Raw genomic sequence first — 240 nt, 5'->3', positions numbered from 1 at the left:
CTACAGAGGGCCATCTTTTTGCCGGGTTATGAAAGCCCCACCAGGCGGCTGTTAAAACGGTAATGCCCAGTACCACCCAGGTAAAAAGGCCGCCCAGCAGGTGTATGAAAGAGGGTTGTTTGTGCGTGTCCTGCTGCAGCACCTGCCGGTTCCACAGGCAGGTGAGGTAACTTTGCGCTAGGGCTTTAATAGTGTGCAGCTGTATATAGCCTTCCAGCTGCCGGCCGCCGGCATAAATAA

1 protein-coding gene is annotated in these 240 nt (G+C 54.6%); it reads right to left on the bottom strand.

Going from position 1 to position 240, the window contains the following annotated elements:
- A partial coding sequence (locus tag KVT36_RS32070; RefSeq protein ID WP_217607492.1) for a hypothetical protein occupies positions 1-240 on the bottom strand: 240 nt, incomplete at both ends.

This window comes from Chitinophaga sp. GbtcB8 (assembly GCF_019091455.1).
Taxonomy (GTDB): domain Bacteria; phylum Bacteroidota; class Bacteroidia; order Chitinophagales; family Chitinophagaceae; genus Chitinophaga.
This window is presented reverse-complemented; position numbering and strand designations above follow the sequence as displayed.